This window comes from Kitasatospora sp. NPDC059812, from assembly GCF_042732075.1.
In the GTDB taxonomy this organism is placed as follows: Bacteria; Actinomycetota; Actinomycetes; order Streptomycetales; family Streptomycetaceae; genus Kitasatospora.
The window spans coordinates 20,704-37,200 of sequence record NZ_JBHWIO010000012.1 but is presented as its reverse complement, the minus strand read 5'-3'; the positions used below and the strand labels follow the sequence as shown (position 1 = coordinate 37,200).

Annotated in this window: 10 protein-coding genes and 1 pseudogene; 5 read left to right on the top strand and 6 right to left on the bottom strand. The window is 69.3% G+C overall.

The window, feature by feature from the left end; translation table 11 throughout:
* Window positions 1-5: 5 nt before the first annotated feature.
* The gene (locus tag ACFV6D_RS08975) at window positions 6-2,114 is read right to left on the bottom strand and encodes a thioredoxin domain-containing protein (RefSeq protein WP_380558976.1); all 2,109 of its coding nucleotides are present in this window, start codon (window positions 2,112-2,114) and stop codon (window positions 6-8) included.
* Between the two features lie 145 nt (window positions 2,115-2,259).
* Here ACFV6D_RS08975 and ACFV6D_RS08970 point away from each other — a divergent pair, with 145 nt between their 5' ends.
* Window positions 2,260-2,715: a very short patch repair endonuclease gene (locus ACFV6D_RS08970; protein ID WP_380492663.1), complete on the top strand. Its 456-nt coding sequence runs from the start codon at window positions 2,260-2,262 to the stop codon at window positions 2,713-2,715.
* Window positions 2,716-2,752: 37 nt separating this feature from the next.
* Here the strand turns inward: ACFV6D_RS08970 and ACFV6D_RS08965 are convergent, their stop codons facing one another.
* From ACFV6D_RS08965 to ACFV6D_RS08950, 4 genes and pseudogenes are all read right to left on the bottom strand, one after another.
* Window positions 2,753-3,640, bottom strand: a complete 888-nt coding sequence (locus ACFV6D_RS08965; RefSeq protein ID WP_380492665.1) for a DUF6339 family protein — start codon at window positions 3,638-3,640, stop codon at window positions 2,753-2,755.
* Window positions 3,637-4,629 carry a hypothetical protein gene (locus ACFV6D_RS08960; RefSeq protein ID WP_380492667.1) on the bottom strand — a complete coding sequence of 331 codons (993 nt, stop codon included), beginning with the start codon at window positions 4,627-4,629 and terminating at the stop codon, window positions 3,637-3,639. The genes ACFV6D_RS08965 and ACFV6D_RS08960 overlap by 4 nt, the downstream gene beginning before the upstream one ends.
* On the bottom strand, window positions 4,626-6,722 hold the full coding sequence (locus ACFV6D_RS08955) for a transcriptional regulator (RefSeq protein WP_380492677.1): 2,097 nt from the start codon (window positions 6,720-6,722) through the stop codon (window positions 4,626-4,628). The genes ACFV6D_RS08960 and ACFV6D_RS08955 overlap by 4 nt, the downstream gene beginning before the upstream one ends.
* A 144-nt stretch (window positions 6,723-6,866) precedes the next feature.
* Window positions 6,867-7,529: pseudogene (locus tag ACFV6D_RS08950) on the bottom strand (RNA polymerase sigma factor RpoD/SigA); the annotation flags it as partial.
* Window positions 7,530-8,208: 679 nt separating this feature from the next.
* Here ACFV6D_RS08950 and ACFV6D_RS08945 point away from each other — a divergent pair.
* The 4 genes from ACFV6D_RS08945 to ACFV6D_RS08930 are packed head-to-tail and all read left to right on the top strand — an operon-like array spanning window position 8,209 to window position 16,020.
* Entirely contained in the window at window positions 8,209-9,855 is a 1,647-nt protein-coding gene (locus tag ACFV6D_RS08945; protein WP_380559022.1) for an NERD domain-containing protein, read from the top strand.
* Window positions 9,852-13,010 carry a helicase-related protein gene (locus ACFV6D_RS08940; protein ID WP_380492671.1) on the top strand — a complete coding sequence of 1,053 codons (3,159 nt, stop codon included), beginning with the start codon at window positions 9,852-9,854 and terminating at the stop codon, window positions 13,008-13,010. Before ACFV6D_RS08945 ends, ACFV6D_RS08940 begins: the two co-directional genes overlap by 4 nt.
* On the top strand, window positions 13,007-14,920 hold the full coding sequence (gene drmB / locus ACFV6D_RS08935; RefSeq protein WP_380492673.1) for a DrmB family protein: 1,914 nt from the start codon (window positions 13,007-13,009) through the stop codon (window positions 14,918-14,920). The genes ACFV6D_RS08940 and drmB overlap by 4 nt, the downstream gene beginning before the upstream one ends.
* The gene (locus ACFV6D_RS08930; protein ID WP_380492675.1) at window positions 14,917-16,020 is read left to right on the top strand and encodes a DNA helicase; all 1,104 of its coding nucleotides are present in this window, start codon (window positions 14,917-14,919) and stop codon (window positions 16,018-16,020) included. The genes drmB and ACFV6D_RS08930 overlap by 4 nt, the downstream gene beginning before the upstream one ends.
* Window positions 16,021-16,173: 153 nt before the next feature.
* Here the strand turns inward: ACFV6D_RS08930 and ACFV6D_RS08925 are convergent, their stop codons facing one another.
* On the bottom strand, window positions 16,174-16,365 hold the full coding sequence (locus tag ACFV6D_RS08925; protein WP_063348010.1) for a hypothetical protein: 192 nt from the start codon (window positions 16,363-16,365) through the stop codon (window positions 16,174-16,176).
* Between the last annotated feature and the right edge of the window lie 132 nt (window positions 16,366-16,497).

Genomic DNA, 16,497 nt, shown 5'->3' with positions numbered 1-16,497 from the left:
GCGGATTATTCGACGACGACGCCCAGCCGCTCGCCGAGGACTGCCGGGTCGGTGGTCGGCGCTTCGCAGGCGAAGTGCCGGCAGACGTAGGCGGCGGGCGCCCCGCCGACCAGCGGCCGGTCCGCCAGCAGCGGCACCTCCGCGCCACCGTCCTCCGCTGAACCATCCGCCGGGCTCTCCACCGGGCGCGCCGACGAACCATCCGCCGGGCCCGCCGGCGAGCCCACCGCGACGACCGCCCCGGGCGCGGTGCCGAGCAGCGCGGCCCGGCGCAGTGCGGCGGTGGCCGGGTCGTCGGCCGGGCCGACGACGGCGACTTCGCGCGGCCCGTCGAGCAGCGCCTCGGCGACGGCGAGGCCCCAGCCGATGAACCGGGGGGCCCGGGACGCGAGCGCGCCGACGATGCCGAGGGCCCGTTCGGCGGCCGTCCGGTGCCGGTCGGAGCCGGTGTAGGCGGCGTAGGTGAGCAGGGCGCCGGCGGCGGCGGTCCAGCCGGACGGGGTGGCGTTGTCGGTGGGGTCCTGGGGGCGCCGGATGAGTTCCTCGGCGTCGTCGGCGGTGTCGTAGAGCGCGCCGGAGGCCTCGTCGGTGAAGTGCTTGAGCACGGTGTCGAGGAGTCCGCCGGCCAGTTGCAGCCAGGCGGCGTCGCCGGTGACGGCGTACAGGGCCAGGAAGCCCTCGGCGGTGTCGGCGTAGTCCTCCAGGACGCCCGCGTTGGTGCCGGCCCGGCCGTCGCGGGAGGTGCGCAGCAGCCGGCCGTCGGGGGTGAGGTGGACGGCGAGCAGCAGGTCGGCGGCGCGTTCGGCGGCCTCGACGAGGTCGGGGCGCTCCAGGAGGGCGCCGGTCTCGGCGAGGGCGGCGATGGCGAGGCCGTTCCAGGCGGCGACGACCTTGTCGTCGCGGGCGGGGGCGGGCCGCCGGGTGCGGGCCTCGAACAGCCGGGCGCGGATGGTCTCGTACTCGGCGAAGTCCTCGGGATCGGCGATGAGTTGGAGGACGGAAGTGCCGTGTTCGAAGGTGCCGCCGGCGGTGACGGTGAACAGCCGGGCGGCGGTGGCCGCGTCGGCGGGGCCGAGCAGGTCGACCAACTGGCCTGGCTCCCACACGTAGTAGGCGCCTTCGGTGGACTTCCCGGTCTCCTCGTCGAGGCTGTCGGCGTCCAGCGCGGATGCGAACGCGCCTTCGGGGGTGCGCAGTTCGCGCAGCAGGAAGTCGGCGGTGGTCAGCGCGGTCCGGCGGGCCAGCGGGGATCCGGTGGCCCGCCACAGGTGCAGGTAGGCGCGCAGCAGCAGGGCGTTGTCATACAGCATTTTCTCGAAGTGCGGCACGACCCAGCCGGCGTCGACCGCGTACCGGGCGAAGCCGCCGCCGAGTTGGTCGTGGATGCCGCCTCGGGCCATCGCCTCGCCGGTGCGGACGGCCATCTCCAGGGCCGCCTCGGAGCCGGTGCGGGCGTGGTGGCGCAGCAGGAACTCGACGACCATGGCCGGCGGGAACTTGGGCGCACCCCCGAAGCCGCCGTGCCGGTCGTCGAACTCCCGGCTGAGGGTGACCAGCGCCTGGTGCAGGTCGGCGCCGGCGGGCGGGTGGTGGGCACCGGCCGAGTAGACGGCGGCGCGCTCGGCGAGGTCGGCCCGGATCCGCCCGGCGACCTCCGCGACCTCCTGCCGCCGGCCCCGCCAGGCGGCGTCGACGCCTTCCAGCACCTGCCGGAAGGACGGCATCCCGTGCCGGGGCTCGGGCGGGAAGTAGGTGCCGAAGTAGAACGGCTCCTTGTCGGGCGTGAGGAACACCGTCATCGGCCAGCCGCCCTGCCCGGTGGCGGCCTGCACGGCCTCCATGTAGACGGCGTCGACGTCGGGCCGCTCCTCCCGGTCCACCTTGACGGCGACGAACCGCTCGTTCAGGTAACCGGCGACCCCGGCATCCTCGAAGCTCTCGTGGGCCATCACATGACACCAGTGACAGGCGGCGTACCCCACACTCAGCAGCACCGGCACCCCGCGGCGCTCCGCCTCCGCGAACGCCTCCGGCCCCCAGGGCCACCAGTCGACCGGGTTCTCGGCATGCTGCAGCAGGTACGGCGAGGTCGCGTCCGCGAGACGGTTCGGCATGCCCCCCATCCTCGCGCATCACACGCCCCGCTCGCGTCAGGCCGGCCCCTGGCCGGGCCGAGCCGGCTGGCCCGTCGGCCTGGTCCGGCCCCGCCGTACCGGCCGGCGATGGACCGAAACCCCGTCGAGGCACGAGACTGGAACCATGCATTCTGCGCCTCCTTCCAGTCCCGCCGTGTCCTCCCGGATGAGTCGGCAGACCAACCGGGACACAGGCGCCGAGCGGGCGGTACGGCAGCTTCTCCACGCCGCCGGGTACCGTTACCGGATCCACTATCCGGTGCCCGGCATGCCCAGGCGCAAGATCGACATCGCGTTCACGCGGGCGAGGGTGGCTATCCTCATCGACGGCTGCTTCTGGCATGGCTGCCCTGAACACGCCACCAGCCCGAAGGCGAACGCACAGTGGTGGCGCCAGAAGCTCGACCGCAACATGGAGCGCGATCGGGAGACGAACGAACAGCTGGCCTCGGCGGGTTGGACCGTCCTCCGCTTCTGGGAGCACGAGTTGCCGGACACCGTCGCATCCCGGGTGACCACGGCGCTGGGACATCGGCAGCCGGACCGCCCACGCCGATCCGGGTCCGAAACCCACCGGTGAACGGTCCGGGGGTGCGTGCTCACCCGGTCACCTTGGGTCACCCGCCGGCTCCGGCCGCCTTTCCCCTGACCGACGCGTCGGCAAACAGCTCCTCGAAGTGCACGACCAGCCTGCGGACCGACTCCTCCGGAGCGCGCTCCTCCTCGGGACCTTCCGGCAGACCCGTCCGGGGCGGCGGAAGCGCCGATCCGGCTTCCTCGATCCAGTCGCGCAGCGACTCCCCGTCGCGTTCCACATCGGGGGCGATGACGTCGTACATCAGCGTCGCCGCGGCGGCGTTGACCGCAGGTGTCAGGGCGTTGACCTCGCGTCCGGTACGGACGGCACCGCTCTCCATCAGCCGTACGAGCGCCAACGCGGTGGGGCGGTGGTCGATGACGTCCAGTCGCAGGGCCGAGTTGAGCATGTCCTGGTTGCCGCACGCCATGGTGACCGGGCGGTAGTCAGGGCCGTCCCGGAACAGCTCGGCCGCCCACCAGAGGCGGGCGAACGACTGCTTGTAATGCGCACCGACGAACTTGTCACGGGCGACACTCCTGCGGGCACCGTCGGCCTTCGGCTCGGGGAGGTGTCGCCAGACGACGTAGTCCGGCGCCACCCCGAGGGCCAGGAACGTCCAGAGTCCCTTCTCTGCGGCCTCCCGACGTGTGAGCCGGAGAGTCTCGTGCAGCCGTGGCGCCAGCCACGCGTCCGCGGCCGTCGGCCGCTCGTCCCGGAACCTGTCCATCGCGTCGTCGATCAGGTCCCGGACCCGGTGCAGTCGAAAGCGCGCGTCCTCGACGGCCAACGGCTCGGACACCTTGTTCAACGCGATGGACGGAACGTCCTCACGTCCTTCGAGCAGTCCTGCGGACAGGAACTCCGCGGCCTGCGCGTCAGTGATCAGAGCGAGCCGTTCCGGCAGGTGCTCAGGGCGGGAAGTCACGCGTGGGTCTCCTGGTCGAGTCGTCCGATGGTGCGGATGGTGGCGGCCAGCGTCTGGGGGACATCGGCCCGGCGTGCGGCCGCGTACTGGATCCGCGGCTGCAGATCGGTCCAGCTCCCCTCTCCGGTGCGCCGGATATGCACCTCGCGGAGAGCCTCCTCCGCCGATCGCCCGGGAACGACGTCCGGAAGCATCTCCCGTAGCACCGCACCTCGCCAGTCGGACGGCAGCAGTGGGGTGCCGTCGTCCTCGATCTCCAGGTCTCCCATGGCCGTGTGGAAGACAGCTGTCCACACATCGGCGCACATCTGGGCCAGCAACATCTCGGCCACAAGACTCTCGACCTTCGAACCCTGACCCTCGACGAGCGCCACGAGCCCCTCGAAGTCCGAGTTCAGCCGGACGACGGGCATCCGCCCCGAGGTGTCGACGATCCACGGCGTGTCCCGGAACCTCCGGAGCCACTCGGCCCCCCGGGCGAAACTCACCGTGGTGACGTCGAGTTGGCGTTCTCTCAGCGGGACGTCGGATGCCACATCGACCATCCAGTCCTGGTCGGTGGAGCCGATGATCCGGCCCGGGACTCCGTCGACGGTGGCGACCACCTGCACGGCAAGGGTCGCCCGGTCCAGATGGATGTCCCGGTCGAGTTCGATCTCCCCCGTCCACTCCCGGTCGCCCCCCAGCCCTGCCGTCAGCCTCGCGACGGTACGGGCATTGGTCACCCCCTCGGTCAGCACGGCGACGACCACGACATCGGCCCAGTGTCCCTTCGACTCGATCTCGCGGACCGGCACGGTCGCCGCCACGGAGAGCCGCGCTGTCCGCCAGTCGGGGCGTTCGGCCCGGCCCAGTGCCACGACCTGTTCGACGACGGAACAGGCCCGAGCATCCAGCTGTTCCCGGGTGCCTCCCGGGCCTCGGAGTCGAACGGCCGTGACGCGTGCCGTCACCGCGCCGGCCAACCGGGGGTACGGGTAGACCTTCACGCGATGTTCCCCCTGTTCTCCTGGAGTTCGACGATCAGGCCGGTCAGGGCCGCCCGCACCGGATGCGTGGAAACATCGGTGATGCCTCGGAAGACGGCACGGCGTGCACCAGGCGCGAAGTGCAGCACGCCGTCGATCACCTCACAGTTGCTGACGGCAACCAGCTCTGCCCACCGGACCACCGGACGGGGGCCGGACCGGACGTCCAGTTTGGCGACCGGGTCCATGCGCCAGGCCTCCTCCCCTGGTGTGACCTTGACCTCCGCGGTGATCCGCCATGCACCGGACTCATCGATCACGGCCTCCAGATCGCTCAGCTTCGGAGGCGCCGCGATGCCCTTCGCCTTGGTGGCGGTCCTGCCGGAGATCTTCAGCCTCTTGGCCACCTTGCTCGCGCCGCCGGGCTTCGACTCCTTCGGGATGGCCACCAGGTCGTGCACGGCCTTGTTGATCTCCGAGGTCATCACCGAGATCCGCCGGTGGGCCGAGGGCGAGAAGCGCATCCTCAACTCCTCCGTCTGTCCCCACTTGTTGTGCTCGGGCGGCTCGGATGACCTCAGGAACTCCTCGGCCTCGGCGGCGAACGGCGCATCGCCCCCGGCAGCCGTACCTGCGAGAAGCACCGCCTGGAAGGGGTTCGTCCCCACCGGGAGGCCTGGCACCCAACTGGTCCTGACCGTCATGCGGTTGCCACGCATAGCGGTGACCCGGTTGATCCTTCCGTCGGCGTCCGTCGACTCCGTGACGAGGAGCACGGCCCGGTGCTCGCCTCCCGTGCCGACGAGTCCGTCCCGCTCGGGGACCTTCAACGGCACCGTGGTGAGCGCCACCTGGCCCGCCTCCGTGATGCGATCCACCGTGGTGCCACTCAGGAAGGCCTGCAGTGCACGAGAGCGTGCGGGCTGGTGTACCTGCGGATCGACTCGTTCCTCTGGTAGGTGCTCCACCCCGTTGCGCAGGGTTCGCACCGAGGCCTCCAGGAGGGGCGGCCGGTCGCCTCCCGATGTCATCGCTGCCCAGAAGTTGCGCCCCAAGGCGCCGACCAGTCTACGGTGCATCCGCTCCAGGCTGTCCTCGTCGTCGCCCCCGTCGCTCTCGCGATCCTGGCCGGCCTCCGCGAGACTGGCGACGTCGTGCGCGCCGACGATCAGGAAGGATGTACCGGGTTCGTCGCCTTCGCGGGTCAGGTACAGACGCTCGACCGTCTCCTCGTCCGCCCACCACGAACGGACGACGTCCGAGTTCTCGGCACCGGCATCCGGGACGCCCAGCCACGCGGGGCCGGCAAACCTCTTTCCGTCCAGCTCTCGCCAGGGCAGGTCAAGACGTCCGACGAGTCTCCGTCGGGTGTTCCCCTCGTGCGGTTCGGAGAGCGTCGAGTTCATCAACACGAGTCCGAGACGGCTCGTCGCCCACAAGGTGGCCTTGCCCAGTCCGTACGAGCCACCCGCCGAGGCGTCGGACTTGCGGCTGTCGAGCTGACGCCGGACGACGGCCGCGAACCGGCCGTCCTCGTAGTCGTCTCCGGTCAGCCCGTTGGCGTTGTAGTCGTCGATGCGCAGGAGGATCAGGCGATCCCGTTCGCGCATCTCGCGCAGGCCCGCGCTGATGACCCGTCCGACCTTCTGATCCTGCGCGGCGGCCGCCTCGTAGTGGGAGCGGAGGTCGTGCCAGTGGATCGCCCGGCGGAACCGGGTGAGGCTGTCACCGGTCAGCTCGTGCAGCGTGTACCGCACCCTGACCGGGCGGTCGTTCCTCCTGTCACGCTCGTCCAGGCTGTTCTGCGTCGCCTCGCGTGCCAAAACCTCCACGTCCGCTTCGAAGGCGAAGGCGGCCGCGTTGCCGTACTCCCGTCCGCCGTCGTCATGACCGGGGCGGTGGTACCAGACCGCCGCCGTCCCGACGGACCCGCCGGGGGAGCCTGCACTTGCTGTGCACTCCGTCCTGATCCCGACGGTCGTGTTCCCTGTGGTCCGGTCGGCGGGCTGCCGACCGTACTCGGTCTCCTCCGAGGCCACTGCTTCATCTCTCCTGTCGGAGCTGCTGTCCGTCCCCGGCGCACCGGGTGTGCCGGAAGGCCGCGTTCCTTCCATGTCAGGCGTGTCCTTCCTCGTCCCCTGGTCTCCGTGTGTCCCGGTCTCCGCTCTCTCCTGGGCGATCGTTCGAGCGCCCCTGGTACGACGGCGCTCCGATCCGGAGTCGTCGAGGTCCAGGCCGAGGTGAATCCTCATGTCCTTGAGTGCGAGCTTCTCGATCTGCCGGATGCGCTCGCGGGTGATCCCGAACCGTCGCCCGATCTCGTCCAGGGTCCAGGATCGGCCGTCGACGAACCCGAATCGCAGCAGCAGGAGTTCGCGGGTCCGGTCCGGGAACGAACACGCGTCGAACATCTGCCGGATCTCCTGCCGTTCGAACGCCGACCACAGCGCCTGCTCCGGGCCGGGCACGGTTCGGAGGTCACCGGCCACCAGGTCCCCGACTGTCGAGTCGACGCCGATGGGGTGTTCCAGCGAGATCACCACGCGTCGGCTCAGGGCCAGGTACTCCGTCACCCGCGTGGGGCTGAGTTCGCACGCCAGGGCGAGATCCTCCGGGCCGGGGATCAGGCCTCGTTCCAGGAACTGTCGCTCGGCTCGCCGCAGTCTCTCGATGTCGGTCCAGACGTGGACCGGCAGGCGGATGACTCCGCCCTCGTTGACCACCCCACGGGTGATCCGCTGCCGGATCCACCACGTCGCGTACGTGGAGAACTTGCAAGCCAGGGAGATGTCGAACTTCTCCACGGCCCGGATCAGCCCGAGCATCCCGTGCTGCGCGAGGTCGTCGTAGTCGGGACCGTCGTGCCGACGCCCCATCGACTGGAGGATCTTGTGGACGAGCCGTCGGTTGTGGGACACCATCGCACAGAAGGATTCGTATTCCACACCGTCCTTCGACAGCGTTGCGACGTACCCCTCGGGTAACTCCTGCGACGACTTCGTCGCACCTCGGAACAGGAGGCAGAGTCCCACCTCCTCCTCGGCAGTCAGCAGTCGACGGTGCGGGTTGGACCGCCGACGGTCCGTCTCGAGCAGGACCAGGGCAGCACGACGGGCTGCCCCGAGATCCTGCACCCGTACCGTCCCCCGGAGGGATGCCAGGTCCGGACTCTCCTCGTCCTCCTCGGGACCGGCCCCGTCACCGAGCACCTCGACCGGATCGTGCTCCTGGGCATCGGCCGCGTTTCGCGGCAGGTCGGTGTGGTCCTCGATGTCCTCCGTCCCGACCTCCGCGGCCGCCACCGCCCGGTACAACACCTGGATGTCTGCCGGACCGAGGAGTGCGGCCCTGGCCACCTTCGCCAGGGCCGTAGGACGATCGAGACCTTCGTCCGCGAATCGCCGGACGAGGCCGACCAACAGATCACGACCGGTATCATCCATCCGACTGCCGGACTCCGCGCCCCACTCCATGATCATCTCGCCCCCTGCACCCACTTTCCCATCAGTGCCATGTTGTAGTCCACCACTCATCGGACCACCGCTGCCGACACTTCCTGGACGAGGCCCGCGCGCGGTGGAATCCTCAGTCGCTATCTTGATGACGTGTCGGCGCGACCATCGGGGAGAGTGGATGCGGATCATTCCGAGCGAGATCTCGAGCAGGACCAGGAGCCGGGCGGAACGCGACGTGTTCGCGGCGCTCAAGGGGGTTCCCGACGACCGGAGCGTCGCGCTGCACACCGTCCACCTCCCCGAGGGTGACCGGAAGCGCGTCGGCGAGATCGACTTCGTCGTCGTCATGCCCGACCTCCTGCTGTTCATCGAGGTCAAGGGCGGCCGGGTGCAGCAACGCGACGGGGGCTGGTACTACGGCCCGCCCGGCCGCGAGGACGGCCCCAAGGAGAGTCCCTTCGCGCAGGCCAGCGCCGGCATGCACGAGCTCGAACGGCAGATCGGCGGCCTGATCGGCAACCTGCGGGACCAAGGGGTCCCCGGTGGGTATCTCGTGATCACCCCGGACGTCGACCTCCAGCGCACGACCGAGTTCAGGCCCGAACAGTATCTGGGCGCCAAGGAGTTCGACGGCGGACGGGGCCTGGCCCAGGGCATCGAGCGAGCCACGCGCCAGTGGCTCAAGCAGAACCGATGGGCCTCGACTCCCGTCCCCGGGGCCCTGCGAAAGAAGATCGTCCAGGCGATCCGTCCGGAGTTCGACCTTGTCCCCAACCTGAACTCCCAACTGTCACGACTGGATGTCAGGTTCGAACAGCTCACGAACGAGCAGCTCGACAGGCTGGACGAGCTGGAGTCCGAACCCCGACTCATCTGGATCGGCGGCGCCGGCACCGGGAAGACCTTCCTGGCCGCCGAGGCGGCTCGCCGCGGATCCGCCACCGGCAGTGTCCTGTTCACCTGCGGAAGCAGAACACTGGCCACCCATCTGAATCGCCTTCTCACCGAGGACAGGATCACCGTCCTGCCGTTCGAACGCCTCGACGAGGTTCGCAACCGTACTTTCGAGCAGTTGATCGTGGACGAAGCCCAGGACCTGATGACCTTCGAGAAGTTGGACACCCTGGAGAAGTTGGTTGCCGGCGGTCTCGACCAGGGCCGCTGGATCTTCATGTCGGACAACAACAATCAGGTGCTGGATCCCGACGGCTACAACCCCGAGGCCTGGAACTATCTGAACAGTCTCGGCCGGAAGTACGGCCCGTTGAAGCGCAACTGCCGCAACACCGTACAGATCGTCAAGCAGGTCAACCTCTACACCGGCGCCGACCTCGGCATCGCCACCGCGGGTGAGGGCGCGCCGACCCGATTCGTCGAGGTGAGCGGCCCGGAGGAAGAGGCCCGTCGACTCGACGACTATGTGGTCGAACTGGCCCAGGAGAACGTCGGTCCGAAGCGGATCGCCCTGTTGTCCGCCTCCGGGAGCTGGGAGACGAGTTCGGCGCGCCTCACCCGTCGCTCCTCCCGGATCGAGCATTTCACCGACGTGGTCGGAACGGACCGGACGCACCGCCTGGTGTGGTCCTCGATCGCCGATTTCAAGGGCCATGAGAGCGACATCGTCTGTCTGATCGATCTGGAACCCGAATTCCTGGAGGGACGACTCGACGCGCTCTACGTCGCATGGACGAGGGCACGCGCCCAGCTCTGGATCGCCTGTCGACCGGGCACCCGCGAGGTGCTGAAGAACCTCGGCATCGCCTCCCTGGCCCGGGAGGGACGCCTCGGATGAGCGAGCCGGACACGCGACTCCCCGGTCACCGTGCGGACTTCGTGAAGTACCTCCGCGAACAGCTGGTCGGCCCTGCGGGCCCCGAGGACGAGGTCCTCGCCGATCCCCCCGACCGCCGGTACCTGATGGGCACGCTGTACCCGCGCGGCGCCTCCGTGCTGGAACACTCGCAGGAGGACGGCGAGACCGCCTTCGACGGGACCTCCGCCGGAAGCGGGGAGGAGGACAGCTTCGCGGACGACCCGGTCGCCGAGGCGAACGCCTGGCTCCCGTCCTCCCTGGGCTTCTCCTTCTTCACCAATGCCCGTCGCATCCGGGTGTCCTGCCAAGCCTCCCGCTACGCGACCCTGCGCGAGGGGGGACGCCGCAGTTGGCGGCGGTTGCCCAGGCTGGCGGCCACGGTGGAGGTCGTTCCCGAGGAGTCCGATCCGATCGAGGTCCTGGACGGACACGGCCGGCTCCACGTCCGGTGGCGGCCCTTCGGTGCGGGGCACCTCGTCACCTGCGCACTCGCCAACGCGCACGAGGAGGAGGAGAGCCGTCACAAGGACCGGGACCTCATGCTCTTCCAGACGGAGCTCGACGCGACGACGCTCGACGGGACGATCCTCGAGTATCCGAGCACTCGCCTCAACAGCCGTGACGAGGAGGAGCAGGAGCTCCGGGTCCAGTACCGGCACATCGTGACGAGGGCGGTCGGACACGGCTGCGCCGTCGAGTGGGACGAGGGACCCGAGCAGGTCACCACGGTCCACGCCCAGGTCATGCCGCAGCAGACGGTCGAGCACATCAAACCCGACGGGCCCAGGGACCTGCCGGTGCTCAACCTGGCCCACCTGTCCCGGTCCGACGTCCCGGTCGACGACCTCCGCTCCGAACTGCACGCCTTCGTGCTGGGCTATCGCAAGTGGTTCGAGACCCAGCAGTTCGAGGCGGAGTCTCTACGCGCATGGGCCGCCGCGCCAGCCGAACGCATCCTCGACCGGATCGGCACCGCCCTCGATCGCATGGCTTCGGGTATCGAGGCGCTCACCGCGTCGACCCTTGCGGGCGAGAAGGCCCGTGAAGCATTCCGGCTGGCCAATCGGGCCATGGCTCTCCAGATGCTGCACAGCCGCCCCGAACTGGCGGGTACCCGACGCCGCCGGAACAGCGAAGTCGTCGAGCTGACCGAACCGGGCGACGACCACACCTGGCACCCGTTCCAGCTCGCCTACTTCCTGCTCGTGGTCGAGAGCCTGATGGACCCCGAGCACGAGGATCGCGCGACGGTCGACCTCATCTGGTTTCCGACCGGTGGCGGCAAGACCGAGGCCTACCTCCTGACCTCCTGCTTCGAGATCCTCTGGCGACGGTTGTGGTACGGCCCGGAGGGTGGAGGCACCGCCGTCCTGAGCCGGTACACGCTGAGCCTGCTCACCACCCAACAGTTCCAGCGCACCGCGACGGCCGTCTGCGCCCTCGAGTACATCCGACGGGGACACGACGGTCCACCGCCCGAGGGCTTGGGGGACGAGCCGATCTCCATCGGGCTGTGGGTCGGCCAGGAGACCACACCGAACAAGATCTCCGCCGCTCAGGAGGAACTCGGCGTCCTGAAGCAGATGACCCAACCGGACGATCGGTTCCTGCTCGAGCGCTGCCCCTGGTGCGGTACCGAAATCGTTCCCGAACGACACGGGCAGGACCGAGACTTCGGCATCCGGGCGGACGGAATCGGCACCGAGTTCTTCTGCCCCCGCGAGACCTGCGTGTTCCACGACCGGCTTCCGGTGTCGGTCGTCGACGAGCAGATCTACCGCAACCCGCCGACCTTCGTACTCGGCACCGTGGACAAGTTCGCCCGGCTCGCCTGGGAGCCGGACGCGGGGAACCTCTTCGGCCGGAACGGCAGACGCGGACCGTCGCTGGTGATCCAGGACGAGTTGCACCTGCTCTCCGGCCCGTTGGGCACGATGGTCGGCCTGTACGAGTCGGCGGTCCTCGAACTGTGTGCCTGGCAGGGCACCCGCCCGAAGGTGATCGCGTCCACCGCGACGATCCGCCGTTCGCAGGACCAGATCCGCGGCCTCTACGGCCGCCCCGCTCAGCTCTTCCCGCCGCCGGGGCTGAAGGCCGGCCACTCCTACTTCGCTTCGCCGGACGGTGACAGACCCGGACGCCTCTACCTCGGGGTCATGGCACAGGGACACACCGCGTCGACGGCGACCGTGCACGTCGGCGCCGCCGGACTGCAGGCACCGACCGCGACCTGCGACGACGATGCCCTGCGCGACTCCTACTGGACGATGGTCGCCTACCACAACAGCCTGCGGGAGCTGGGCCGAACGGTCACGATCGCCCGGGACGACATTCCGGTACGTCTCGAACACCTGACGAAGGACGAACGCCGGCGCCGCAGGCTGAACGACGACGCGGTGGTCGAACTGACGAGCAACATCCCGCGCGCCGCGCAGCCGCGGCTCCTGGAGCGTCTCGGGAAGCGGTTCGACGAGACCGGCAGCGTCTCCTTCCTCGCCACGACGAACATGCTCTCCGTCGGTGTCGATGTCCCGCGGCTCGGTCTGATGGTCATGAACGGGCAGCCCAAGACCACGTCGGAGTACATCCAGGCCACGAGCCGCGTCGGCCGACGGCATGTGCCGGGCCTGATCATCACCTTGTTCCGCTCGACCAAGCCCCGCGACCGGTCCCACTACGAATCGTTCGGCGTCTACCACCGTTCGCTCTACCGGCACGTCGAACCCACCAGCGTCACGCCTTGGTCCATGCCGTCCCGCAACCGTGCCCTGCACGCGGCGCTCACGATCCTCGTGCGGCACGGAATCGGTCTCGGCGCGGAGAACAGGGCCGGGGACATCCTCGACCACCCGAGCGGGGTCGCACGGGTTCGGGACCTCCTGCTGGACCACGTCCGTCGCGCCGACCCGGAGGAGGCCGCCGCCGCGACCGAACAGCTGGACTCCCTGATCCAGGAATGGCAGCAGGCGGCGGAGGAAGCGGGCTACAACGGCGAGCGGCTCTACTACCAGCCCCAAGGACGGGGGCATTCGGCCCTCCTGACCGACTTCGGCAAGCAGGGCGGCATCTGGGAGACGGCGCAGTCGATGCGCAATGTGGACCGCGAATGCCTCATCGCGGTGAGAGGAACATGAGCTCGATGAAGGACGTCCGTCGCAAGGTCCGCCGGTCGCAGACCATCGTTCCTTTCGGTGTCGGAGGGATCATCGACCTCCGGGGCGAATCGTTCGTAGCTGCCGACATCCGCAGTTGGGCCGCACACGGCGAGTCGGTGGAATCACCACGGCTCGCGAGAAAGCTGCGGGTCGAGACCTTTCGTTCGGCCCCGGTCATTCCGTCCGGGAAGGCCTCCTTCGTGACACGCGTGGGCCCTGGATACGTGCGGTTCCCCAGATGGCTGTTCTGTCCACAGTGCCGGTCGATGCAGCACTGGCGGAACGACCAGGAGGTGAGGAACGAGCAGCCTTCCTGCCGGAGTTGCGTGGGCAGGCCACAGCTGGCCCCGATGCGTTTCGTCCAGGTGTGCCGGGCGGGTCACATGGCCGACGTCGACTGGTTCCGCTGGGCGCACTCCAGGGGCGAGGGGTTCGCACAGCGCCAGTGCCACCAGAGACGACTGGAGTTCCGGGCCACCCCGGAGTCGTTCGGCCTGGACGCCCTCCACGTCGTCTGCACCACCTGCAGGGCCGAACGGAGTCTCGCCGGGATCAGCCAGAAGAACGCCCTGCGGCAGACGGGTCTGCGGTGCACCGGAACCCATCCGTGGCTTTCGGACTCCGACGAGGCCGATCCCTGCGACGAAGCACCGCGGGCGGTGCAGCGCGGTGCCTCCAACGTCTACTTCCCGATCACCCACTCGGCGATCGATATCCCCACGCCCGCGGGCCTGCCGGAGGATGACAAAGCTGCCCTGAACGTCGTCGATCATCCGCTGTGGCCGGACTTCAACAGCGCGGAGGACGGCCCCGTGTCCGACTTCCTCAGGGCGAAGATCGCCGAACAGTGCGGCGTGGACGAGAACTTCGTGGATTCGGTGCGGCGCCGGAGTTCCGGTCCCACGGGCTCGAATCCGATCGAGGACGGTTCGGAAGAGGATCTCAGCATCGCCGAATGGGCGGCCTTCGCCACCCCTGAGTCGGTCTCCGATTCCAAGACGTTCTCCGTCCGTCGGACCCGGCTCGGAATCGACGACACCGCCCCGTCCTCACTGCGGAACCTGGCCTCGGCGATCTCCGCGGTCGTCGTGGCGGACCGAGTGCGTGAAGTCCGTGCCCTCGAAGGGTTCACCCGGTACGAGCCCGACTCCGGTGACGGCGACGAGGCCGAGGGAGGCCGGATGGTGTCGGTCAACACTCGGAACCGGACCAGGTGGCTGCCGGCGGTGGAGACCTACGGGGAAGGCATCTTCATCGCAGTGAACGAGCGGGATCTGGCCCACTGGGAGCAGAACCCCGCGGTTCGCCGCCGTACGAAGCGGATCGAGCAGGACCTGAACGCCTCGTTCAAGGCCGACCGGCTGAGGGGCAAGACCGGACCGGAACTCCTCCCCCGGTTCGTGATGCTGCACACCTTGGCCCATCACTTCATCCGCCAGCTCTCGTACGACAGCGGATACAACGCCGCGTCGCTACGGGAACGCGTCTACGCACGGAGTCACGGCCCCGGGAGCGAACTCCCCCCGCAGGCCGGCGTGTTCATCTACACCGCCGCAGGGGACACGGAAGGGACGCTGGGCGGACTCGTGCGGCAGGGACAACCCCCGAACCTCTCCGAGACGCTGATCCGGCTGCTCGAATCGGCCCAGTGGTGCTCTCAGGACCCGCTGTGCGCCGACTCGACCGGCCGGTCCCTGGCCAACCTCAATCGCGCCGCGTGCCACGCCTGCACGCTGCTCCCCGAGACGTGCTGCGAGATCGACAACTCCCTGCTGGATCGGACGCTGCTGATCGGGTACGGCCCCGGGGACGAGGACGTACCAGGGTTCTTCCGCGACGTCCTCAGGGCCGCGATCGAGGAATCCGCCGGAGCCGTCGACACCCCATGAACTTCCCCACCCTCCTCGACCTCTGCTCCGAGCAGCGGGCAGTCGTCGACCTTCCCTTCGACGGCAACCATGTCATCACCGGCTCCCCCGGCGGCGGGAAGACCGTGATGGCCGTCCACCGCGCCTGGGCACTAGAAGTGGTCAGGCCCAGCGGCGTCACCCTCCTTACGTACTCCAATCTGCTGCACCAGTACCTCGCGCAGATCGCCCCCGGCCTCACCGAAGCCGTCCAGGTCACCACCTTCCACCGCTGGGTCCGGAAGTTCTGGCAGGAGCACCTCGACGCTGCCCCGCCGGCGATCGACGAAGGCGGCTGGCGCTACGACTGGACGGCGATGCAACAGGCCTGCCTCCTCCGGGGGACCAGATCGTTCGAGCACCTGGTGATCGACGAGGGACAGAGGCTGCCCATCGGGTTCTACCGGCTGTGCGGGATCCTGGGCATCGAGGTCACGGTGTTCGCGGACGAGAACCAGCCCATCGGGGACCATCACAGCACCGTGCCGGAGATCTCGCGGGAGTTCGGCGCGACAATCCGCCCGCTCGTGTTGAACGGAAACCACCGAAACAGTCGCGAGATCGCGGCGCTGGCCTCGGAATTCCACGTCAGGCGACAGAGTGACGCCGCCCTGCCCCGACGCTCCGGCCGCACGCCGGCTCTCCTGCGGGTCCCGTCCATACGTGACTTCCTCACCGAGGTCTCCCGGTACTTCCAGGCGCACCGGGACCGCAGCATCGGCATCATCTGCCGGTCGAACCATCTGCTGCGGGAGATCCACAGCGAGTTCACCCGGCTCGGACTCGCGAAGCACACCCAGGCCTACACCCACGACGACCGGTACCGGAACACGATGGACTTCTCGAACCGCAACATCCGGATCGTGAGTGCCGTGGGCGTCAAGGGTCTGGAGTTCGACAGCGTCTTCGTGCCGGACCTGGACGCCTACGCGGAGGACCCGACAAGCGTGAAGGCGCGACTGCGGTTCCTCGTGCTGTGCACCCGCGCCCGCGAGGACCTCGTACTCGCCCACCGGAGTCCGTGGGAGCCCGCCATTGTCTCGGACATCCCGGAGGACCTGCTGACCCGGAGCACGGGCTGATCCCTCGCCGCGGTGCGGGTCCCGGCCCGGAGGGCCACCGCGCACGGCCGTACGGCCCGCCGGACCGGATTCCTCTAAGCCGGCCCGGCGGCCGTCACACGCTCACCGAGAACCCGAAGCCTCGGAGTACGAGGGCCCCACGGCCCCGGGCCGTCACTCCTTGGGGGCTTCCGGCTCCTCCGCGAAGTCGACCTTCTTGAACTGCCGGTTCATGGACTTGGCCAGGAACCAGGTGGCCACGCCGAGGGCGGCGAAGACGACGAAGCCGAGGAGTCCGGGGGTGACCTTGGCGTCGTCGACGGCGAGGTCGGCGGCGAGGTTGACGAGGTTCACGGGGGCGCTCATATCTCTATGGTGGGGCGGCGGCCCGGGGGCGGGGGCCGCCCGGGGGGGGGGGGGAGGTCGGGGGGGGGGGGCCGCACGCCCGCGCGGGGGGGGGGCGGGCCGCGCAGCGGACGCGCGCCTCGCGCGCGCCCC